Raw genomic sequence first — 20,411 nt, forward strand, 5'->3', positions numbered from 1 at the left:
GTGCTTCCTGAGGGTCCGGAGTTACGGTTCCGGATAGAAGTCTGCGGCGTCCGGCTGGGTCAGGACGTCCATGATGTCCACCGCATCGACCGCGTCCTCGTCCAGCAGCGTGACGAGCGTGTCCCGCTGATCCTTCGTCACCGGTTCGCAGCCGCCGGGCATCACCCACCGGTCCTCCCCCACCGGCATCACACGGGCGCACAGCAACGTCCCGGCGGGCACCTCACCCGCGAGCCAGGGCGCGGACACCTCCACCACCCGATCGCTACGGACGTTGCGCAGCGTGAGCGACTCCTCCGGCGCACTCGCCTCGACCTCGAAGACCGAACGCTCGACCGCCAGCCACGAGCGGGCGAGCTCGGCCTCGTCCTCGGGCAGCAACTCACCGCGACGCTCGACGAAATCCGCGAAGGCGCCGGCATCGAAGAGCAGGACGTCCTCGACGAGAGGATCGGCGACGGCCTCGGCCACCGCGTCGTCGTCCCCGTAGCCGGAACGCGCCTCCGCCAGCGCGACCCGCTGTTCGGCCCATCCGGGTTCGAGGGCGTGCATGGCCGCCTTCATGTACAGCCAGTCGGAGCGTTCCTCGAGCGAGTGCTCGGCGCGCCCGAGATGGCACGCCTTGTACTTGCGGCCCGACCCGCACCAGCAGCGGTCGTTGCGGCCGAGCCCCGGGACCTCCTTCGGCCGGTACCGTTCGAGCACTTCGTGGAGGGGATGTTCGTCGCCGCCCGGCACCCGGGCGAGCAGAGACAGCCCCCGTATCGCGTCCCCGCGATCGGAAGCGAAGCGCGCGAGGTCGAACAACGGGAGGTCGAAGGCGGAGTCGAGGTCGGCCGAGCGCTCGTAGTGCCGTTCGGCTTCCGTGAGGCGTCCGGTCGATTCGGCCGCGCGACCGGCGATCCAGTGCGCTGCCCCCGCCGCACGTCGCGGCGCATGGTCGAGCAGCCACAGCGCGGCCTGTTCGATCGCCTCGGGCGCGAGCTTCTCCCCCACCAGTTCGTCGTAGACGGTCTCGGCGATCTCGGGATCGGACAGCACCGAGTACAGACCGGATTTTCCCACGGCGAAACGCTCGTCGAGTTCGGCGTCGTCGCCGCGTTCGAGGGCTTCGACCAGCGACGCGAACAGGGCCACGCCGGGCACGGCGTCGACGGGGATCCCGAGCTGTTCGGCATAGATCTCGAACATTGCCCGGTCGGAGTATCCGTCGAAGTCGAAACCGTTCGGTGCCACCAGGTCTCCGCGGCGGACCAGACCGGCTCCGGCGAGCAAGTCACCGAGCGGCAGGGACGGCGCGGAGAACGCGTCCGGTACATCGGCGAGCACGTCGAGGAAGGCGCCCCCGAGGCTCGCCACCTGCTGGCGGGCGATGGTCTGTTCGAGCGCGTGCACGAATTCGGCCTCACTACTTCGGACTTCGTCGTCGACCGGAGCGAACGACAAGCGACCGTCCCGCACGGTGAGTGCGAGCAGGTCTCCCGCCTCGTGACCCGCCAGGGCTCCTTCGGGAAAGACGATCGTCTCCTTGCGGACGATCTCATCCGAATCCGGATCGTTTTGCGTGGCAGCAGCTTCGAATCCACCGGGCTGCACGAGATCGAACTCGTCGTCCTCGGAGACGAGCAGCAGGAGCGGTTCGATGTCGTCGACCGGGATCGCGTGCCGGTCGAGTTCGTCCGCGGTGAGGCGGTGTGTGAGCATCCTGCCCTCGAACAGCGCATCCGTCGCCGCGACACGGTCGTCGGACAACCACATCAACAGCGGATGCGGTTCCGACTGTTCGAGATCGATCATCACTTGCTCGGCCGAGCCGAATCCGTGCTCCTCGAGATGATCGGCCACCTCGTCGATCGTCATGGGTCCATGGCGCCGTACCGTGTCGAGCACGGTGTCCCACAGGGCGGATTCGGGATGTTCGCTGTCCGTCACCACGTGATCGTACGGCGCCCGGCAGTGCTTCCGGGGGCTATGCGGTTCCTTCCGCACGTCGCCGTCGATGTTTTCCCGATCGACAGGAGAAGAAGGCGTCCTTCGGGACGCCTTCTTCTCCTGTCTTCTACGACCGGTGTGTCAGCCGAGCGCCTGTTCGACGTCGGCGAGCAGGTCGGCGGCATCCTCGATACCCACCGACAGCCGGACGAGATCCTCGGGGACCTCGAGCAGCGACCCGGCCGTGGAGGCGTGGGTCATCGCACCCGGATGCTCGATGAGCGACTCCACACCACCGAGCGACTCGGCGAGGGTGAAGATCTCGGTGCGCTTGCAGAAGTCCAGCGCGGCCTGGCGGCCACCGGCGAGGCGCACGGAAATCATGCCACCGAAGCGACGCATCTGCTTGGCCGCGTACTCGTGGCCCGGATGCGATTCGAGACCCGGGTACAGCACCTTGGTCACGGCGGAATGTCCCGACAGGAAGTCGACGAGCTTCTCGGCGTTGTCGGAGTGCTTCTCCATCCGCACCGCGAGCGTCTTGATGCCGCGCAGCGTGAGGAAGGCGTCGAACGGGCCCGGCACGGCGCCCGCACCGTTCTGCAGGAACGCGAAGGCGGCGTCGAGCTCTTCGTCGTTCGTCACCAGCGCGCCACCGACGACGTCGGAGTGACCACCGATGTACTTGGTGGTCGAATGCAGCACGACGTCGGCACCGAAGGTGAGCGGCTGCTGCAGGTACGGCGACGCGAAGGTGTTGTCGACGACGAGCTTGGCACCACCCTCGTGCGCGATGTCGGCGAGCGCCGAGATGTCGCCGATGTTGAGCAGCGGGTTGGTGGGCGTCTCCACCCACACGAGCTTGGTGTTCGGGCGCACGGCCGCGCGCACCTCGTCGGCGTCGTTGATCGCGGCCGGGGTGTACTCGATCCCCCACTGCGTGAACACCTTGTCGATGAGACGGAAGGTGCCGCCGTACGCGTCGTTGGGGATGACGAGGTGGTCGCCCGGACGCAGCACCGAACGGAGCAGGCAGTCGGTAGCGGCCATGCCCGAGCCGAACGCCCGGCCGTAGGTGCCGTTCTCGAGCGCGGCGAGGTTCGCCTCGAGGGGACGACGGGTGGGGTTGCCGGTGCGGGCGTACTCGAAGCCGTTGCGCATCTCGCCGACGCCGTCCTGGGCGAAGGTCGACGACGCGTAGATCGGCACGTTGACGGCACCGGTCTGGGGGTCGGGCTCGTACCCGGCGTGGATGGCGCGGGTCGCGAAACCGTGCTGGTTCTGGTCTGTCATGAAGATCTGTGTCCTATCGGCCTTGAGAGATGAATCCGAGCAGGTCGTGGCGGGTGATGACACCGACGGGCTTGCCGTCGTCGATCACCATGAGCGCGTCGGTGTCGCCGAACGCCTTCGTGGCGGAGTCGATCGACTCGCCCACGCCGATGTTCGGCAGCGGCGGGCTCATGTGCTTCTCGACCGGATCGGCGAGATTCGCGCGACCTTCGAAGACGGCGCTGAGCAGTTCGCGCTCACTGACCGAACCAGCCACCTCACCTGCGGTGACGGGCGGTTCGGCACCCACGACCGGCATCTGCGAGACGCCGTACTCCCGAAGGATCTCGATGGCGTCGCGCACCGTCTCGGACGGGTGGGTGTGCACGAGGTCGGGCAGGTCGCCGCTCTTGCCGCGCAGCACGTCGCCGACGGTGGAGTCGTCGGGCTTGCCGTCGAGCGGCGCGCGGAGGAAGCCGTAGCTGGCCATCCACTTGTCGTTGAAGATCTTCGACATGTAGCCGCGACCACCGTCGGGCAGCAGCACGACAACGACCGCGTCGGGGCCCTCGCGCTCGGCAACCTGCAGTGCGGCGACGACGGCCATGCCGCAGGAGCCACCGACGAGCAGGCCTTCCTCGCGGGCGAGGCGACGGGTCATCTCGAACGAGTCGGCGTCGGAGACGGCGATGATCTCGTCGGGGATCGACGGGTCGTAGGCCGAGGGCCAGAAGTCCTCACCGACACCTTCGACGAGGTACGGCCGGCCGGTGCCGCCCGAGTACACCGAGCCCTCGGGGTCGACGCCGACGACCTTCACCGCACCGTTGGAGACCTCCTTGAGGTACCGGCCGGTACCCGAGATGGTGCCGCCGGTGCCGACGCCAGCGACGAAGTGCGTGATCTTGCCGTCGGTGTCGTTCCAGATCTCCGGGCCGGTGGTCTCGTAGTGGCTCGCCGGGCCCCCCGGGTTGGAGTACTGGTTGGGCTTCCAGCCACCGGGGAGCTCACGGGCGAGACGGTCGGAGACGCTGTAGTAGCTGTCGGGGTGCTCCGGCGGGACCGCGGTCGGGCACACGACCACCTCGGCACCGTAGGCCCGCAGCACGTTGCGCTTGTCCTCGCCGACCTTGTCGGGGCACACGAACACGCACTTGTAGCCGCGCTGCTGCGCGACCAGGGCCAGGCCGATGCCGGTGTTGCCGGAGGTGGGCTCGACGATCGTCCCGCCCGGCTTCAGTTCGCCCGACGCTTCGGCCGCATCGATCATCTTCACCGCGATACGGTCCTTGGAGCTGCCGCCGGGATTGAGGTATTCGATCTTCGCCGCTACGAGCCCCGATCCGGGTTTCACCACCGTGTTGAGCTTGACGAGGGGGGTGTTTCCGATGAGGTCGATGACGGAATCCGCAATGCGCATGACTCCATGTTCCCACGTCGTGGCTTTCCGACAGGGTGAAGGTGTACACCCCTGGGAAAACACCCCCTGGGAAACGACGAAGACCCCGGACCGTGGTCCGGGGTCTTCATGGCGTACTGCTAGTCGTTCTGGAAGTAGCTGAGCAGTCGCAGGATCTCTACGTACAGCCACACCAGGGTGACGGTCAGGCCGAGGGCGACGCCCCAGGCGGCCTTCTCGGGGGCCTGTGCGCGGATCAGCTGATCGGCGGAGTCGAAGTCCAGCAGGAAGCTGAACGCCGCGATGCCGATGCACACGAGGCTGAAGATGATGGCGATCGGGCCGCCGTCGCGCAGGCCCAGGCCACCGTCGATGAAGAAGCCGGCGACGAGGTTGCCCAGCGCCAGGACCAGGACACCGACGAGGGCGCCGACGATCATGCGGGTCAGGCGCGGCGTGACGCGGATGGCGCCGGTGCGGTACACGACGAGCATGCCGAAGAACACGCCGAAGGTACCGAGGACGGCCTGCGCGATCAGAGTCGCGCCGCCGGCGCCACCGAACGTGATGTCGGTGAACATGAACGACAGCGCGCCGAGGAAGAAGCCTTCCGCCACCGCGTAGGCGAGGACGATCGCCGGGTTGTCCATCTTGCGGCCGAACGTCGCGACCAGCACCAGGACGAGGCCGATCAGACCGCCGCCGATGACGAACGGAGCTGCCAGGCCGACGTTGGAGTTGACCAGGACGTAGGAGATGAGTGCCGAGACGGCGAGCACGCCGAGCGTGATGCCGGTCTTGGTGACGACATCGTCGATCGTCATGGTCCGCTGGTCGGTGGGACGTGCCCACGGATCCGTCTGGGGCTGACCGAATTGCTGGGTGGCCTGCGCGGCGCCCGCCGTCGCAGAGCCGAACGTGGCGTATCCGCCGCCCTCTTGCTTGGGCAGGTTGCGGAACACCGGGTTACTGGTGGTGCGCACCGTGCACTTCCCTTCTCGTGGTCGCTTCTGTCCGTTCAACGAGGCAGTAACCTCACGAGTTCCCGTTTCGTCGAGAAAGCTCGGACTAATCGGACTCTACCGGCTCCGTACCGACCTGGTCACCGTGAACTTGCGGTTGCGGCCCTCGACGCGGGTCGGCCCGACGATGCCCGCCAGCGCGGGGCGGTAGTCGAGGTGGCGGTTGTAGACCGTCCACATCTGTCCTCCCGGGCGGAGGATCCGGGCTGCGGCGTCGAACATCTTGTGGGCCGCGCCGGTGTGCACGGCGGCGCCGATGTGGAAGGGCGGATTACACACCACGAGGTCGACCGACCCGGCGGCGATCGAACTCGCGGTGTCGTCGCGGAGCGTGTCGATCCGGTCGGCGAGCCCGTTCGCGGCGGCCGTCTCCGCGGCGGAGGCGACGGCGGCGGAGGAGTGATCGGTCGCGATCACGCGAACGTCGGGCAGCTGCCGGGCGAGCATCGCGGCGAGGATGCCGGTGGCGCAGCCGAGATCCACCGCGATCTGCTCGTCCGTGTCGTTACGGGGGAAGTCGAGACGGGGGAAGAAGTCGAGGAGGAAACGGGTACCGATGTCGAGGCGCGGGCCGGCGAAGGTGGCCCCGTGCGCGACCACGGTGAGGCCGAGTTCGTCGAGCCTCTCACGGACGGGATACGAGGCCGGTCCGGGCGTTGCTCGGCGCGCGGTGAGCACACGCGACTTCTGCCGTCCCCGCGACGCGCGGACCTCTGCGAAGGACGCAGCGAGGACGTCGTTCATCGCAAGGCTGATGTGCTTGTCGCGGCCACCGGCGAACACGACGACCTCGGGGTCGGCGTGGCGGGCCACGATCTCGGCGATCTCGGTGAGCGCCGACAGCGAACGGGGAAGACGCAGCAGTACCACTCGGGCACCGGCGAGCAGGTCCGCGTCGAGTCCGCAGGAACGGTAGCGGTCGGTGAGATCCTCACGCTCGGCGTTCGCAGCCAGGGCGCGTTCGGCCACCACCGAGTCCTGATGCACCCGGATCCGCTCCGCGCCGAACCGGACGGCCGCACCCAGGGTCAGGGCGCCGTACTGGTCGTCGACGACCACGATCGTGCCCGGCGCTGCGGATTCCAGTGCGGGCGCGGCTTCGTCGAGGAGCAGGCGATCGGCCCCGTCGACGGCGAACAGGTTGGGCGCTTCCACATCCGGGAAGCGCCTCAACCTGTCGTACAACTCGTCGATCACCACTCGACCGTCAGCACTCGCCCTTTCCGGCGTTCTCGATGGCACGCAGGGTGTCGGCCTGCTCCTCTTCGCTGAGATCCTGCCAGGCCGGGAGCTGCTGCTGGGCGTCGGCGACGGCCTGGGCAGCTGCCACGCGGTCCTGCCCCCACTCCTCGAGCTCGTCGAGGTAGGGCAGCAGAGCCTCGCAGTTCTCCTCGTAGCTCTTACCGAGTTCGACGCTGGTGCCCGAGGTGCCGGCCTCCGCCGAAGCCGAGGTGCTCGTCGTGGTGGTGGTCTCCTCGGCCGAGTCGGATCCGTCCGAGGATCCACACGCCGCCGCAAGCAGGACCACACCTGCACCGAACAGCGCCGCGAGAGTCTTCTTCATCTATGTCCCACTTCTGGTCGCAGTGTCGTTTCGTCCGTTCCCGGTGAGGCACCGTGGTCCGGCCGGACCACGTTAGAACAGGGGCGACGCACGATCTGCGGCGGGCGTGCACATTTCGAGACTATCCTGGGGAAACGGCTTCCCGAGGTGATTGCGCCGATGACCGAGAACGATCCGGCCGCCACTCAGCGCGCGCCGATTGTCGACGTCGCAGAGACCGACATCGTGCGCGCGCTGCACGATGCCGGTTTCACCGATGCCGTGGAGATCGGCCGCGGCGGCTTCGGTGTGGTCTACCGCTGCCGGCAGGCCGAACTCGACCGCGACGTCGCGGTGAAAGTGCTGCGCCGCTCCCCCGAACCCGCCGATCTCGAACGCTTCCTACGCGAGCAACGCGCGATGGGGCGGCTCTCCGGCCACCCCAACATCGTCACCGTGCTGCAGGCCGGCGCGACGGACACGGGCCTGCCCTATCTGGTGATGCACTATCACCCGCACGACTCTCTCGACACCCGCATCCGGCGGCACGGACCGATCGCCTGGCCGGAGGCGGTCCGGATCGGGGTGAAGGTCGCCGGTGCACTCGAGACGGCGCATCGTTCCGACGTCCTGCACCGCGACATCAAGCCCGGCAACATCCTGCTCACCGAGTACGGCGAACCGCAGCTGACGGATTTCGGTATCGCCCGCGTCGGCGGCGGCTTCCGCACCACTGCCGGTGAGATCACCGGTTCCCCCGCGTTCACGGCACCGGAGGTGCTGCGCGGTCATGCCGCGACTCCGGCCGCCGACGTCTACGGCCTCTCCGCGACCCTGTTCGCGGCGATCACCGGTCACGCCGCCTTCGAGCGGAAGGAGGGTGAGAAGATCGTCGCGCAGTTCGTGCGCATCACCTCCGAGCCCGTCCCCGACCTGCGCGGCGAGGGCATCCCCGACGACGTGTGCGAGGCCCTCGAGCGCGGCATGGCGACCGATGCCGAGGACCGGCCGCAGACGGCCGCCGAGTTCGGCGATCTGCTCCGCGACGTCCAGCGCGCCCACAACCTGCCCATCGACGAGATGGCGCTGCCCGGGTCACCGCCGTCCGGCCCGCTCCCGCCGCGTTCGGCGCCACCGCTCACCGGACCGGCCTCGACGGTCTCCGGCCGGTCGTCCACGGTCTCGGGACGCACCGGTCCGTCCACCGCACCGTCGACCAGGTTCCGGCCGCCCTCGACCTCACGTCCTCTGATCGAACGCAGCCGTCTGATCTCGTTCCTGCGGGCAGGCGGACGACGCCGTCTCGTCGCCATCCACGCCCCCACCGGCTTCGGTAAGTCCACCCTCGCGACGCAGTGGCGCAACGTACTCGCCGCCGAGGGAGTGCCGGTCGCGTGGTTGACGGTGGACAGCGACGACAACAACGTCCTGTGGTTCCTCGCGCACCTCGTCGAGGCCATGAAGCAGATCCGGCCGGTCCTCGCGCGCGAACTGGGCCAGATCCTCGACGCGCACGGCGACGAGGCCGAACGGTACGTACTGTGCACGCTCATCGACGAGTTGCACCGGACCGACACCGCGGCGACGCTGGTGATCGACGACTGGCACCGCGTCACGTCGACGGAGACCGTCGCTGCCCTCGAGTTCCTGCTCGACCGCGGATGCCATCACCTGCAGCTCGTGGTGACGAGCCGCAACCGATCCGGACTTCCGCTCAGCCGCATGCGTGTTCGCGACGAGCTGGTCGAGGTCGATTCGACGGCATTGCGGTTCGGGGTGGACGAATCGAACGCCTTCTTGCGCGACATCGGCGGGATAGACCTCGGCCCCGAGGACGTGGAGGATCTCACCCGCACCACGGAGGGCTGGGCCGCAGCCCTGCAGCTCGCGTCGTTGTCGTTGCGCGACAGCGACGATCCGTCGTGGCTCATCGAGAACATCACCGGTCGGCACCACGCGATCGGTGAGTTCCTCGCCGACAACGTGCTGGCCGGTCTCGAACCCCGGATGTACGAATTCCTCCTCGCGACGAGCATCACCGAATCGATCAGTGGCAGCCTCGCCGCGGCGCTCACGGGCGATCCGCGCAGCCAGGCGATGCTCGAGGAGGCGGAGGAACGCGACCTGTTCCTGCGGCACGTCGACGACGAACGCGTGTGGTTCCGCTATCACCACCTGTTCCTCGACTTCCTGCGTCGACGTCTCGAACGCGACCATCCCGAGAAGGTCGCGGACCTGAATCGCACCGCCGCCGACTGGTTCGCCCGCAACCGCATGCTGCAGGAGGCCGTCGACCACGCCCTCGCCGCCAACGACACCGACTTCGCCGTCGACCTGCTCGCCGACGACGGCATGTACCTGATGGAGCACGGGCACATCGCCACGCTGCTCGCCCTGATCGACAAACTGCCGCCGCGGGCCGTCGCAAACGATCCGCGCCTGCTGCTCACGCAGGCCTGGGCGAACAGTGCGCTGCTGCGGTTGGACCGATGCCGCAGAACCCTCGCGGCAGTACGGGAATTGCTCGACCGTGGGGTGACGGACAGCTACGACGTCGAAGCACTCCACATCGAGGCGGATGCCGTCGAGGCGTCGATCCTGATGAACTCCGACCGCATCGACGGCATCTACGAACTCATCGCGCCGTGCCTGGAGAATCCGACCTCCGTGCACCCGTGGGTGGTGGCGGCCGCAGCCGACTTCGCCTCGTACGCCGACATCTTCCGCTTCGACTTCACCTCAGCGATCCGGCGGCAGGAATGGGCGGAGCCCTACCACCGCGAGACCCGCGGACCGTTCGCGTCGATCTACGGTCAGTGCCTGTGCGGCATCGCCGCGAACGAACGACTCGACGTCGCCTCGGCCGAGAAGTACTTCCGCACAGCGCTGCGCCGAGCGCGACGAAACGGCGGAATCCACACCCACGGAGGGCGTCTCGCCGCTGCCATGCTCGGAGAGCTGCTCTACGAACAGGGACGGACCGCCGAGGCCGAAGCACTGCTCGACGAGAGCAACCTGCTCGGAATAGAAGGCGGTGGAACGGATTTCCTCATCGCTCGCTTCGGTACCGCTGCGCGCCTGAAGATGTTGCAGGGCAACCGGGAGGAAGCCGTCGCCCTGCTCACCGAAGGACTGCGGGTCGCGGCGCTGCACGACCTGCCGCGCCTGCGGGCACGCATCGAGAACGAACGGGTCCGGCTCGGAATCGCCACTCCAGGCCCCTCGACACGCACGATGCCGGAGAACACCACACCCCACCCCGACGGAACCGTCGAGATCACCCTCCAGATCGAGGACTCCACCGCGATCCGGCTGCTCAGCGAGAACGGGGAGCCCGAGGCGTCGGAACAGGCCGTCGGATGGGCGCGGATGTGGGTACAGCGCACCACCTCGCGTCCCCGCGCCCACCTGCAGGCCCACCGTCTGCTCGCCTCCTGCCTGCACGCGGCCGGACGCATCAAGGAGGCCGAGGAGACCCTGGCCGTCGTGGTCGACGCGTGCGCGGCGCGCGGAATGGTGCGCTATCTGACCGACGGCGGGCCACACGTGATCGCCACGCTCACCTCGATGCGGGTACGGATCGAACAGGGTCTGCGGCCTGACGATCGGCCACGGATCGACCTCGGGTTCGTCGACGAGGTGCTGCGATTGGTGGACACCGAGCATCGTCCTGTCGTGTGAGCCCGGTCGTGACGGGAACGCGGTGTGAAGCCCGCCGATTTCGGGGACACTGCCGAGGTGACGGACCGATACGACAACTCCATCCGGACCCGGCGGTGGGCCCACGGGAAACTCGCCGACGAAGGTTTCCCGCTCTCAGCCGTCTCGGAGCATCTCGCCGATCCCGAGGCCCTCGTCTGGGTGGATCTGTGGAATCCCGAGCACACGGCTCTGCTCGAACTCGCCGAGGAATGGAACCTCGACCCGCACGCCGTCGAGGATTCGCTCGCACACGGCGAGCGCACGAAGGCCACCCGCTACGCCACCCATACCTTCCTCACGGTCTACGCGACACACCTGTTTCCGGATTCCGAGGACGAGAATCAGGCGCACGAGTCCCGGCTCCGCACCACCCGGATCTCCGCCTTCGTCCTGCCCCGCGGCGTCGTCACCGTTCGCCGCGGCACTCCCTTCGACATCGACGAGGCGGTGCGCAGGTGGGACGAGAACACCGACCTGCTGCAGTACGGACCGGGTGCGCTGATCCACGGCCTGCTCGACACGGTCGTCGACGGGCAGTTCGAGACCATCCAGGAACTCGACGACGCCGCCGAGGACCTCGAGGACTGCCTCTTCGAGGACGGCGCCTCCACCCGGCAGATCCAGCGACGCGTCTACCGGCTCCGCAAGGAACTCGTGCAGCTCCGGCGGGTCGTGCTGCCGATGCGCGAGGTCGTCAATGCCGTCCTGCGGACCCGCGCCGAGAGCAACCACCACCCCGAACTCGACAGTTCCTACAACGACCTCTACGACCACGTGATGCGTGCTGCAGAGTGGACCGATTCACTGCGCGAGATGGTGAACACCGTCTTCGAGACGAACCTGTCGCTGCAGGACGCGCGCCTGAACATCGTCATGAAGAAACTGACGGGATGGGCCGCGATCATCGCCGTCCCCACGGCCGTCACCGGTTGGTACGGCATGAACGTGCCCTATCCCGGAGTAGGCGAGGCCTGGGGACTGATGAGTGGGGTCGGGATCATGGTCGTGTCGGCGATCGTTCTCTACGTGCTCTTCAAGCGCCGCGACTGGTTGTGAACCCCGCGTTGCTCGGTGAACGGCTCTGTTCAGAGGAAAACTACGAGCAGCACGACGATCACGACGACCACCGCGACGGCTGCGATCACCGCACCCGCCGAACGCCGGCGCTGCACCGGCCCGTCGCGGACGAGTTCGGGATCGGCGTCGGGCGCGTCCCCGATCGGGTCGTTGTTCTCGGGACCGGAGTTGGTGGGATGCGACATCGGTCTCCTCCTGGCTGTCTGTGTCGAAGTCTGACACGGACGAGCCGGTCGTGTTCGGTTTCAGGCTGTTCGGGTGGGGTACTCCGTCAGAGCAACGTTCGATGACACAGGAGGACCCCATGGCCGACTTCGTCGATAAGGCAAAGCACAAGGCAGAAGAAGCGGGCGGCAAGATCAAGGAGAACACCGGTCAGGCGACCGGCGATCGTGATCTCGAAGCCGAGGGTCGCGGCGACCAGGCCTCCAGCGGTCTGAAGCAGGCAGGCGACAAGGTCTCGGACGCCGTCGAGAACGTCAAGGACGCTTTCAAGAAGTAGCCCTTGAACTGCGCGGTGCCGGTAGTTGCGACTACCGGCACCGCGCTGTTGAGGTGCTCGGCACCGCGCTGTCGAGGTGCTCGGCACCGCGCTGTCGAGGTGCTCGGCACCGCGCTGTGTCGGTGCGTGCAGCACCCCGCTCTCACGGGGTGCTGCCGGGACTACTTCGAGGAGGTGCCTTCGGTGTCGTCGAAGAAGTGCCAGGTACCGTCCTGCTCGTTCTGCGCCTCCATACGCCAGCCGAGTTCGCTGTTGTCGGCGCGCTGGTCGACGAACCAGGCGTGCGCGTCGTCCGCGCTCTCGATTTCCTTGGTATCCACGACGTTCCCGGTCGGGTCGATCACTCTGTAGGTAGCCATGCCGAGTGTCTTCCCACGCGACTCGCCGGTCAAACGTCGCGCGAACCTTCTGGTGTAGGGTGGAGACATCGTTCGGCTCGCACATGATGAGCAACCTCGCACCACAGTGCCCGAAGGTTCCGAACCGGACGTGAGAGTTCCCCGCCGCGTGTACCGCGGCCCCTCTTCTTCGCACTGCCCCACGGCCGGGTCTACCCGGCCGCACCCGAAAGGACGGCCATGAGCCAGAACAAAGAATTCGACGGACCCCTCTTCCTCGCGCCCACCACTCCGGAGACCGACGCCGAGACCGAACCCGTCACCGCTGTCGCCGAAGTGGGCGGTCCCCACGACTACACCTCGATCTTCTCCGCGCGCGGCGCCTGATCCCGCCTCATCCGACTGTGAAGCTACCGACTCGGTCGGCTGCGAAGTCGGCGAGCGTCTGCGATACCTGCTCGGGCCGCCCGTCGTTCTGATCAGCGGCCGCAGTGAGTACATCGATGTGCTTGTATCCGGGCAGCACCCACCTGCGTTCGTTCGGATGATCCCTCTCCGGCAACGGGATCCCGCCGCTCGCCACCAGCGTCACCACAGGATTGCGCGCGACACCGTCGCGGTGGAGATGCCCTTCGAAGCGGGTCGCCGATGCGAGGTCGAACGGAAGCCTCGACGGGAAGTACCACTCGGTGAAATCCAGTGGTGGCTCCGACAGATTCCGCGCCAGCTCCGCGATCGACGTCACCTCGCTCCCCCGATCGGTGTACCGCGCCTCGTCGGGTGACGACGCCCCAGTGCCCACCTCGTCGTAGTCGAGCCACCGGTAGACGACTCCCGGATCCGCGAACACCGCCGGCGACGCCTTGAGCGCATCGCCGAAGAATCCCGACCCGAGCACCTCCGGCGTGGCGGGAACAGGAAACAGCTTGTCGCGCACGGGCGCCCCGGTAATGAATCCGACGCTCACCTGCAGGAACCCCAGCGGTTGCGAATTGTCGTCGAGGATCGCGCCGAGCACCGCCTCGTTGGTCGCGTTCAACGTCCGCACATCCGGGTCGCCCGTCGCGAACATCGCGTAGTCCCCCGACAACAGAGTGCGCAACGTCCAGTCGATGTTCGGGTTGTCGGGCATGCGCGGGACAATGCCGTCGGTGCTGTCCGGGTCCAGTCGCGCGGCGAGTCCGGTGAGTGCGAGCAGATTCGTCGTCTCGGGATTGATGACCGTGGGAAGTGCCAGCACCGGCGATGCCGTCGAGATGGAGCCGAAGAACGCATCGACTGGCGCCGAGACCGCTTCGGGCAGATCCGGGAGGGCACTCTGCCCGGGGGAGGGCGCTCCCGCCTCGATCACCGTATCGAGCGCAAAGTACCCGCCGCACTGGTTGTAACCGGCGTCGCCCGTGGTGGCGGGATCTCCGTCGAAGTCCCATTCCGCGAAGTAGCCGGTGATGAAACCACCGAGAGAATGTCCGCCGCACAACACTTTCCGTTTCCGCAGTTCCGGGTCGGAGAGTTCGTGACGCAGCAGGTCGTACTGGTCGCGCAGCGTCTGCTCGATGCCGACATGCGAGAGCCACGCGACGTCGGCGCCGCTCGCGTGGCCGGCGAATCGTCGCCCGTCCACTTCGGCACCGCGGAAGTAGTAGTCGGTCGCGGTGTCGAGCGAACCCGTCCGCAGTGCCGCCCGGGTACCGGTGTGGTCCTCGAGGCAGTTCGATCGCCGGTCGAGTGCCCAGAACTCGACGTGGGCACCACGGGCCGCGGCCGCGACGACGGTGTTGCGCGCGACGCTCTCGAACGCGCCCGCTCCCTCGAAGATCCCGGGCTGGGCGACGAGGATCCGGTCGGCGTCGGCCGAACTCTCCGGTCCGTCGGCCGACCGCCACCGCAGATACGACAACCGGTCGCACGCGGCGGGTCGCGGTCCCGCTTCCGCCGGCAGCGGCACGGGTATCGACACCACGGACCCGAGCACCTCGCCGGCCAGCGGCGCCGACGAGTCATACGGCATTTCGGTGCGTCCGCTCGTCTCCGCCGACACCACCGATGCCGTCAGGACACTTCCCATCACCGCCGCAGCCATCGCGGCGCCCATCATTGCGCGCATCCCATCCCCCGATCGGTTCGTGCGTATTGAACACCGTTGCGGGAGTCGGGTCTACGGAAACAACAGAAGAACGGACCCGTCGGAGTTCACCGACGGCCCTTCATCGTCCGCGCAAGGGAGAGACATGCGCAGAGCGACGGTCCCTGCCGTTCGGGGGAGGTGGCAGGGACCATCACTCGAAGAGTCGGGATCTTCGATCCTTCCGTTGCGGGTGAAATGTGAGGGTGACATCCTGACCTGGGCATTTCCGTAACTTCGGGTCACATCTTCCGTTCTGCTCCCGTCCCGGCGGCCCCAGGAGGGCATGGTGCTAGGGTCGCCCGTGACACGGGGTGCTCCGCACGAGCGGGGCTGAGATCACACCCGTCGAACCTGACCAGGTAATGCTGACGAAGGGATGTCCCGACATGACCACGCCTGTACCCACATCGATCCGTCCCCTGCCCGCGCAGTGAAGGCGCGGCGGACTCTCGCCGGACTGCTCACCCTCGTCGCCGCACTCTCCGCGGTCGTCGGGTGCTCGTCCGATTCCGGGAGCGACACCATCCGATTCGCGTTGGACTGGACGCCCAACACCAATCACACCGGCCTGTACGTGGCGCAGCAGGAAGGTCTGTTCGCCGATGCGGGTCTCGACGTCGAGATCCTGCCGTACAACAACGCGACCCCCGACACCCTCGTCGACGCGGGTAGCGCCGAGTTCGGAATCTCCACGCACGCCACATCGACCATCGCCAGAGCCGCCGGGTCCCGGACCGTCGCGGTCCTCGCACCGCTGCAGCACTGGGCGACGGGGATCGCCGTGCGGGCCGACAACGCCGAGATCACGCGGCCGGCGGATCTCGACGGCAAGACCTTCGCGGGCTTCGCCAACCCTGGTGAGGACGAGATGCTCGCCGAAGTGATCCGCAACGACGGTGGTCGCGGTGAGTTCGAGAACGTGACGCTCGGGACGTCGTCGTACGAGGCCGTCTACTCGTCGACCGCCGACTTCACCGTGTCGTACCTGGCGTGGGAGGGTCTCGAGGCCGAGCACCGCGGCCTGCCCATGCGGTACTTCGGCTTCACCGACTACGGCTTCCCCGACGCGTACGCGATCGTCGTCGACGGCAACGAGGACTGGATGACGGAGAACCCGGAGCAGGCACGCGCTTTCGTGCAGGCGCTGCACCAGGGTTACCGGATCGCCGCCGACGACCCCGATCGTGGAGCCCGGGCTCTGCTCGAGGCGAACCCCGGGGCCTTCCCCGACGAGGAACTCGTCTACGAGAGCCAGCGCATGCTCGCCGCCGAGTACATGCGTGACGCCTCCGGCGCCGTCGGAGTCCTCGACGCCGGGAAATGGTCGGGCTATGCCCGGTTCCTGTACGAGAACGGCGTGCTGTCCGGACCCGACGGCAGCCCGTTGACGACCGAGCCGGACTGGTCGACCTATGTCACCGATGACTACCTCGAAGACCGATAGCATCGGCCGCGCACGTCGGCTCCTTCCCGCGCTGCTCATCGCCGGGGCTCTGGTCGCGATCTGGCAGTCGTACGTCGTGGTGAGCGGTGTCCGCCCGCAGGTGTTGCCCTCCCCCGCACGCGTTCTCACGCAGGGGTGGTCTCATCGCGTCGACATCGCCGGGCACGCCTGGTCCACTCTGCAGGTCACGATGGTCGGGTTCGCCGTGTCGCTGGCACTGGCGTGGGCCCTCGCGATCGTCGTAGACTTCTCGCCTTGGTTGCGGCGGGCCCTCGTGCCGTTGTTCGTGGTGTCGCAGACCCTGCCGATCATCGCGATCGCGCCGTTGATGATCATCTGGTTCGGTTTCGGACTGCTACCGAAGATCCTCGTCATCGCGCTGGTGACGTTCTTCCCCGTCGCGATCGGGCTGCTCGAAGGGTTCGCGGCGGCCGACCGGGAGGCGGGCGCGTTGCTACGCAGTATGGGCGCGTCGCGGTGGCAGCAGTTCCGTTACGTGCGCCTGCCATCCGCGCTCCCCCGCTTCTTCACCGCCCTGCGGATCGGCATCACCTACGCCGTCGTGGGTGCGGTGTTCGCCGAATACGTCGGCGCGACATCCGGTCTGGGCATCTACATGAGCACGCAGAAGAACTCGTTCCGCACCGATCTCGTGCTCGCTGCCGTAGTGGTGACCGCTGCTCTGTCACTCCTGCTGTACGCGCTGACGTTCGTCGTCGAACGGATGGTCGCGCCGTGGGCGCTCACGAGGGGTGAGAGATGAATGCGGTGACGGTGGCCTCGGTCCACAAGTCGTACGGCGACCGGGCGGTGATCGACGGCATCGACTGTGCTGTGGAGCCCGGCGAGTTCGTGTCCCTCATCGGGCCGAGTGGGTGCGGCAAGTCGACGCTGTTCTCGATCGTCGCGGGACTCGAGCAACCCGACACCGGAGAGGTTCTCGTCGGCGACTCCCCCGCGGCACCCGGGCAGGTCGCGCTGATGCCGCAGAAGGACCTGCTGTTCCCGTGGCGGACGGTGCTCGACAACTGCACACTCGGGCTCGAGGTGCAGGGTGTACAGCGATCCGACGCTCGTGCCCGCGCCCGCGAACTGCTGCCGACCTTCGGCCTGGCCGGCTTCGAGGACGCTGCCCCGCACCAACTGTCGGGCGGTATGCGTCAACGCGCGTCGCTCGCACGCACGGTGCTGCAGGGGCGCGACGTGCTCCTGCTCGACGAGCCGTTCGGCGCACTCGATTCGCTGACCCGCACCGAGATGCAACTGTGGTTGCAGCAGGTGTGGCAGCAGCATCGGTGGACGGTGCTGATGGTGACGCACGACGTCCGCGAGGCGGTGTTGCTGTCCGATCGGGTCGTCGTCCTCGGTCCGCGACCGACGCGGGTGCAGCACGAGCTGCGTGTGCACCTGCCCCGACCTCGAACCCTGGAGACGTGCGTGTCGAGCGAGTTCGTGGCGCTCGAACACGAGCTCATGGAGGTCCTGCACCGGTCACGACACGAGAAGCAGCAGAGGTTGCCCTCGGGATAGTCGCCGGCCGAACTGTTCGCCACCAGTGCATCCGCTACAAGATTCGCTATCCGCTACGGCAAATTGCTGTAGCGGATAGCGAGAGCGGTAGCGGATGCATCGGGGACGACCCCGGACCTGTGCCCCCAGTGGGACTCGAACCCACACTGTGCGGATTTTAAGTCCGCTGCCTCTGCCAATTGGGCTATAGGGGCGTGGGGATCACATTAGCGTTCACGACTGTCCACCACCGCGCCGGGGCGCGAGGTTCTTGAAGTACCGTGCGACGGGACGGCGTTCGTATCCTGTCCCCTCGTAGACGGAGGCCGGTACAGCCCGAGGACGGGACGCCACGCCCGGAGGGAGAGATCGAGTACGTCACTTCGTCGTTCGGCCGTGCAAGGTTCGATCCTCATTGCTCCTCGACCTCCTCGGATCCGACTTCGAATGTGCTCCTCGCCCGGGCTGTAACGCACCTCGATTTCCGGCCGACATCCTGCGGGGAGACAAGTACACAGCGGACAGCCGGTTGGTGAACCGGGCACGAAGAGAAGGACCATGGATGCGCTTCACGACCGCACGCCCACTGACCGGGCGACTCGCCACCGCAGTAGCCGTCATGGCCCTGGCAGCGACGCCGAGCCTGGTGGCCGCACCCTCCGCACAGGCCGAAGGCATCGTCTACCCCGCGTCCGTGAACGACTCCTTCTACAGCACCCCCGACGACATCGCCGATCGGCAGCCCGGTGACGTCCTCGCCGCGCGCGTCCTTCCGCCGCCGCTCGGATTTCCCGGCACCGACGCCGTCCAGTTGAAGTTCCGGTCGACGAACTCCGCCGGCGAACCGATCTCCGCAGTGACCACCGTGCTGTCCCCTCAGGGTGGGGCGCCGGGTCGTCCGCTCGTCTCGTACCAAGCCATCATCAACGCACTCGGGCTCGAATGCGCGCCGTCGACGGCGCTGTACGCACCGAACCCACTGCGAGGGATCCGGGAGTCTCCCGGCCTGCTCATCGCGATCCAGCGCGGCTGGTCGCTGGCCGTTCCCGATCATCTCGGACCGAACAGCGCCTACGGCGCCGCGAAGGTCGGCGGGCAGATCACCCTCGACGGCATCCGGGCCGCGCAACGCTACGCACCGCTCGAACTCGCCGACAGTCCGGTCGGCATCGCCGGCTACTCCGGCGGCGGGATGGCGACAGCGATGGCTGCAGCACTCGCCCCGACCTACGCGCCCGAGATCCCGATCGTCGGCTCCGCCTACGGTGGCGTCCCGATGGACATCGGCGAGATGGCCCGGGAACTCGGCGAATCCGCGCATCCCGCCTTCGGATTGGCGATGGCGGCCGCCCTCGGCCTCGAACGTGAGTACCCGGACCGCATGCCGGTCAGCGAGCAGCTCAACGGTGCGGGGCGGGAACTGCGCGACCGCATCGCCAACGCGTGCACCAACGAAATCCTGCTCGCCGGTGCCGGTCGCAGCATGGCCGACGTCGCCGACGCTGCGGCGGGCCTTGCCCTGCTCGACAGCCCGACCGTGCAGGAGGTGCTGATGGAGAACAGCGTCGAGAAGGTCGCGACAGTGCCGAATGCCCCGGTGTACGAGTGGCATTCACCGACCGACGTGCTGATTCCTCTCGATGCGATCTCCACGACGCTGCGCAGGTACTGCGACGCCGGGGTGGCGGTGCGGACCGAACTCGTGCCGAGCCCGGATCACATCACTGCCGCCGTGATCGGCTTGCCGGGTGCGCTGGACTTCCTCGACGGCCGATTCGCCGGCGTTGCGCCGTCGTCGGACTGCGGGACGGTATGAACACCGCTCGGAGCGTGACTGGACGACAATTCCGTCGGACGTTCGCGGTCGGCGGCATGTCGCTTGCCCTGCTCGCGGTTCTTCCGGGCACGGCGTCCGCGCACCACCAGGAGTTCGTTCCCCTGCCGACCACATACTCGTTGGGGCGGGACCACTCGGTACCGTGCAGCGGGCAGCTGACCGGCCACGTGTTCGCCCCGCACCATCGACCGGGAACGATCCTCATCGATCTGTCCTGGTCGACGTTCTTGGGCGGTTCGTGCACCATCACCGCATTCGTCAACCACTGGGGAAGCAAGAGGAACGGCGTACGCGCCCTCGAGCTGACGTCGGCTCCCGGCGAACCCGGACACGCTCCCAGCGGACAGATCAGTATCGACATCGGTTCCGGCGATGCGGGAATGACAGTGACCACGGACGGCCTCAACACGACCTATCTCGACCCCGCCCGGTTCACCACTCGTCTCACGGTGCCCTGACGGGATTTCCGGTCGTCACAATCGTTTCCGCTCGATCCGGCCAGGACATGCATCAGGCCCGCCTCGAATGACGAGGCGGGCCTGATGGTGTCTCGGATCCCCTGGGGGGACGGGAGATCGAATCAGATCACGGTGATACCGGTGGCCTGGGGACCCTTGGCACCCTGGCCGATCTCGAAGCGCACGCGCTGGTTCTCGTCGAGGCTGCGGTAGCCGCCCGACTGGATCTCCGAGTAGTGCGGATCAAA

At 67.5% G+C, this 20,411-nt stretch carries 18 protein-coding genes, 1 tRNA gene, 1 pseudogene and 1 riboswitch; of the genes and pseudogenes, 9 read left to right on the plus strand and 11 right to left on the minus strand.

The genetic code is table 11. The annotated features are described in order from the left end of the window. Positions 1-21: 21 nt before the first annotated feature. The 6 genes from AC6CID_RS03705 to AC6CID_RS03730 form a co-directional block, all read right to left on the minus strand. On the minus strand, positions 22-1,932 hold the full coding sequence (locus AC6CID_RS03705; protein WP_498353592.1) for an SEC-C domain-containing protein: 1,911 nt from the start codon (positions 1,930-1,932) through the stop codon (positions 22-24). 141 nt (positions 1,933-2,073) lie between these two features. Then, positions 2,074-3,225: a cystathionine gamma-synthase gene (locus tag AC6CID_RS03710; protein ID WP_019288736.1), complete on the minus strand. Its 1,152-nt coding sequence runs from the start codon at positions 3,223-3,225 to the stop codon at positions 2,074-2,076. Positions 3,226-3,238: 13 nt separating this feature from the next. Beyond that, positions 3,239-4,624 carry a cystathionine beta-synthase gene (locus AC6CID_RS03715; protein WP_006553874.1) on the minus strand — a complete coding sequence of 462 codons (1,386 nt, stop codon included), beginning with the start codon at positions 4,622-4,624 and terminating at the stop codon, positions 3,239-3,241. Between the two features lie 119 nt (positions 4,625-4,743). Then, positions 4,744-5,586: a Bax inhibitor-1/YccA family protein gene (locus tag AC6CID_RS03720; protein ID WP_006553873.1), complete on the minus strand. Its 843-nt coding sequence runs from the start codon at positions 5,584-5,586 to the stop codon at positions 4,744-4,746. A 96-nt stretch (positions 5,587-5,682) separates the two neighbouring features. Beyond that, positions 5,683-6,825, minus strand: a complete 1,143-nt coding sequence (locus tag AC6CID_RS03725; RefSeq protein WP_498353593.1) for a class I SAM-dependent methyltransferase — start codon at positions 6,823-6,825, stop codon at positions 5,683-5,685. Positions 6,826-6,832: 7 nt separating this feature from the next. Then, positions 6,833-7,189 (minus strand): hypothetical protein, encoded by a 357-nt coding sequence (locus AC6CID_RS03730; protein ID WP_006553871.1) that lies wholly within the window; start codon positions 7,187-7,189, stop codon positions 6,833-6,835. Positions 7,190-7,348: 159 nt separating this feature from the next. Here AC6CID_RS03730 and AC6CID_RS03735 point away from each other — a divergent pair, with 159 nt between their 5' ends. Both AC6CID_RS03735 and AC6CID_RS03740 read left to right on the plus strand, forming a co-directional pair. Then, positions 7,349-10,849, plus strand: a complete 3,501-nt coding sequence (locus tag AC6CID_RS03735) for a protein kinase domain-containing protein (RefSeq protein WP_498353594.1) — start codon at positions 7,349-7,351, stop codon at positions 10,847-10,849. 57 nt (positions 10,850-10,906) lie between these two features. Further along, entirely contained in the window at positions 10,907-11,926 is a 1,020-nt protein-coding gene (locus AC6CID_RS03740) for a magnesium transporter CorA family protein (RefSeq protein ID WP_064060089.1), read from the plus strand. A 29-nt stretch (positions 11,927-11,955) separates the two neighbouring features. On the opposite strand, the gene AC6CID_RS03745 is transcribed toward AC6CID_RS03740, so the two are convergent. Beyond that, positions 11,956-12,132: a hypothetical protein gene (locus AC6CID_RS03745; protein ID WP_162836410.1), complete on the minus strand. Its 177-nt coding sequence runs from the start codon at positions 12,130-12,132 to the stop codon at positions 11,956-11,958. A 119-nt stretch (positions 12,133-12,251) separates the two neighbouring features. On the opposite strand from AC6CID_RS03745, the gene AC6CID_RS03750 reads away from it, so the two are divergent. Then, positions 12,252-12,449 (plus strand): CsbD family protein, encoded by a 198-nt coding sequence (locus AC6CID_RS03750; protein WP_019288742.1) that lies wholly within the window; start codon positions 12,252-12,254, stop codon positions 12,447-12,449. 161 nt (positions 12,450-12,610) lie between these two features. Here the strand turns inward: AC6CID_RS03750 and AC6CID_RS03755 are convergent, their stop codons facing one another. Further along, the gene (locus tag AC6CID_RS03755) at positions 12,611-12,808 is read right to left on the minus strand and encodes a hypothetical protein (protein ID WP_006553868.1); all 198 of its coding nucleotides are present in this window, start codon (positions 12,806-12,808) and stop codon (positions 12,611-12,613) included. Positions 12,809-13,027: 219 nt separating this feature from the next. Here AC6CID_RS03755 and AC6CID_RS03760 point away from each other — a divergent pair, with 219 nt between their 5' ends. Further along, entirely contained in the window at positions 13,028-13,174 is a 147-nt protein-coding gene (locus AC6CID_RS03760; protein WP_162836409.1) for a hypothetical protein, read from the plus strand. Between the two features lie 7 nt (positions 13,175-13,181). Here the strand turns inward: AC6CID_RS03760 and AC6CID_RS03765 are convergent, their stop codons facing one another. Next, a complete protein-coding gene (locus tag AC6CID_RS03765; RefSeq protein ID WP_248846167.1) occupies positions 13,182-14,894 on the minus strand; it encodes a hypothetical protein in 1,713 nt (570 codons plus the stop codon). Positions 14,895-15,212: 318 nt separating this feature from the next. After that, a riboswitch (TPP riboswitch) is annotated at positions 15,213-15,309 on the plus strand. Between AC6CID_RS03765 and AC6CID_RS03770 the strand changes: the two genes are divergently transcribed. The 3 genes from AC6CID_RS03770 (at position 15,292) to AC6CID_RS03780 (ending at position 17,889) form a co-directional block, all read left to right on the plus strand. Further along, positions 15,292-16,359, plus strand: coding sequence for an ABC transporter substrate-binding protein (locus AC6CID_RS03770; RefSeq protein WP_259443599.1), 1,068 nt, complete (start codon positions 15,292-15,294; stop codon positions 16,357-16,359). Its footprint overlaps the riboswitch before it by 18 nt. Next, the gene (locus AC6CID_RS03775) at positions 16,337-17,122 is read left to right on the plus strand and encodes an ABC transporter permease (protein ID WP_019288745.1); all 786 of its coding nucleotides are present in this window, start codon (positions 16,337-16,339) and stop codon (positions 17,120-17,122) included. The genes AC6CID_RS03770 and AC6CID_RS03775 overlap by 23 nt, the downstream gene beginning before the upstream one ends. Then, the gene (locus tag AC6CID_RS03780) at positions 17,119-17,889 is read left to right on the plus strand and encodes an ABC transporter ATP-binding protein (RefSeq protein ID WP_217580058.1); all 771 of its coding nucleotides are present in this window, start codon (positions 17,119-17,121) and stop codon (positions 17,887-17,889) included. Before AC6CID_RS03775 ends, AC6CID_RS03780 begins: the two co-directional genes overlap by 4 nt. Positions 17,890-18,009: 120 nt before the next feature. Here the strand turns inward: AC6CID_RS03780 and AC6CID_RS03785 are convergent. Continuing rightward, positions 18,010-18,083 (minus strand) — tRNA-Leu (locus AC6CID_RS03785). A gap of 347 nt (positions 18,084-18,430) precedes the next feature. Between AC6CID_RS03785 and AC6CID_RS03790 the strand changes: the two genes are divergently transcribed. Together AC6CID_RS03790 and AC6CID_RS03795 are read left to right on the plus strand one after the other, a co-directional pair. Then, positions 18,431-19,684: a lipase family protein gene (locus AC6CID_RS03790; protein WP_039584581.1), complete on the plus strand. Its 1,254-nt coding sequence runs from the start codon at positions 18,431-18,433 to the stop codon at positions 19,682-19,684. Between the two features lie 14 nt (positions 19,685-19,698). Continuing rightward, positions 19,699-20,163, plus strand: coding sequence for a hypothetical protein (locus AC6CID_RS03795; protein ID WP_498353595.1), 465 nt, complete (start codon positions 19,699-19,701; stop codon positions 20,161-20,163). A 122-nt stretch (positions 20,164-20,285) separates the two neighbouring features. On the opposite strand, the pseudogene AC6CID_RS03800 reads toward AC6CID_RS03795, so the two are convergent. Further along, positions 20,286-20,402: pseudogene (locus AC6CID_RS03800) on the minus strand (cold shock domain-containing protein); the annotation flags it as partial. Positions 20,403-20,411: the final 9 nt, after the last annotated feature.

The sequence above is a fragment of the Rhodococcus sp. GQ147 genome, assembly GCF_059759155.1.

Bases quoted from the DNA above. Each gene is read 5' to 3' on its own strand.
- AC6CID_RS03765 (WP_248846167.1), bottom strand. From the start codon at position 14,894: ATGCGCGCAATGATGGGCGCCGCGATGGCTGCGGCGGTGATGGGAAGT.
- AC6CID_RS03755 (WP_006553868.1), bottom strand. From the start codon at position 12,808: ATGGCTACCTACAGAGTGATCGACCCGACCGGGAACGTCGTGGATACC.
- AC6CID_RS03760 (WP_162836409.1), top strand. From the start codon at position 13,028: ATGAGCCAGAACAAAGAATTCGACGGACCCCTCTTCCTCGCGCCCACC.
- AC6CID_RS03770 (WP_259443599.1), top strand. From the start codon at position 15,292: ATGTCCCGACATGACCACGCCTGTACCCACATCGATCCGTCCCCTGCC.
- AC6CID_RS03715 (WP_006553874.1), bottom strand. From the start codon at position 4,624: ATGCGCATTGCGGATTCCGTCATCGACCTCATCGGAAACACCCCCCTC.
- AC6CID_RS03775 (WP_019288745.1), top strand. From the start codon at position 16,337: ATGACTACCTCGAAGACCGATAGCATCGGCCGCGCACGTCGGCTCCTT.
- AC6CID_RS03730 (WP_006553871.1), bottom strand. From the start codon at position 7,189: ATGAAGAAGACTCTCGCGGCGCTGTTCGGTGCAGGTGTGGTCCTGCTT.
- AC6CID_RS03710 (WP_019288736.1), bottom strand. From the start codon at position 3,225: ATGACAGACCAGAACCAGCACGGTTTCGCGACCCGCGCCATCCACGCC.
- AC6CID_RS03745 (WP_162836410.1), bottom strand. From the start codon at position 12,132: ATGTCGCATCCCACCAACTCCGGTCCCGAGAACAACGACCCGATCGGG.
- AC6CID_RS03790 (WP_039584581.1), top strand. From the start codon at position 18,431: ATGCGCTTCACGACCGCACGCCCACTGACCGGGCGACTCGCCACCGCA.
- AC6CID_RS03750 (WP_019288742.1), top strand. From the start codon at position 12,252: ATGGCCGACTTCGTCGATAAGGCAAAGCACAAGGCAGAAGAAGCGGGC.
- AC6CID_RS03735 (WP_498353594.1), top strand. From the start codon at position 7,349: ATGACCGAGAACGATCCGGCCGCCACTCAGCGCGCGCCGATTGTCGAC.
- AC6CID_RS03780 (WP_217580058.1), top strand. From the start codon at position 17,119: ATGAATGCGGTGACGGTGGCCTCGGTCCACAAGTCGTACGGCGACCGG.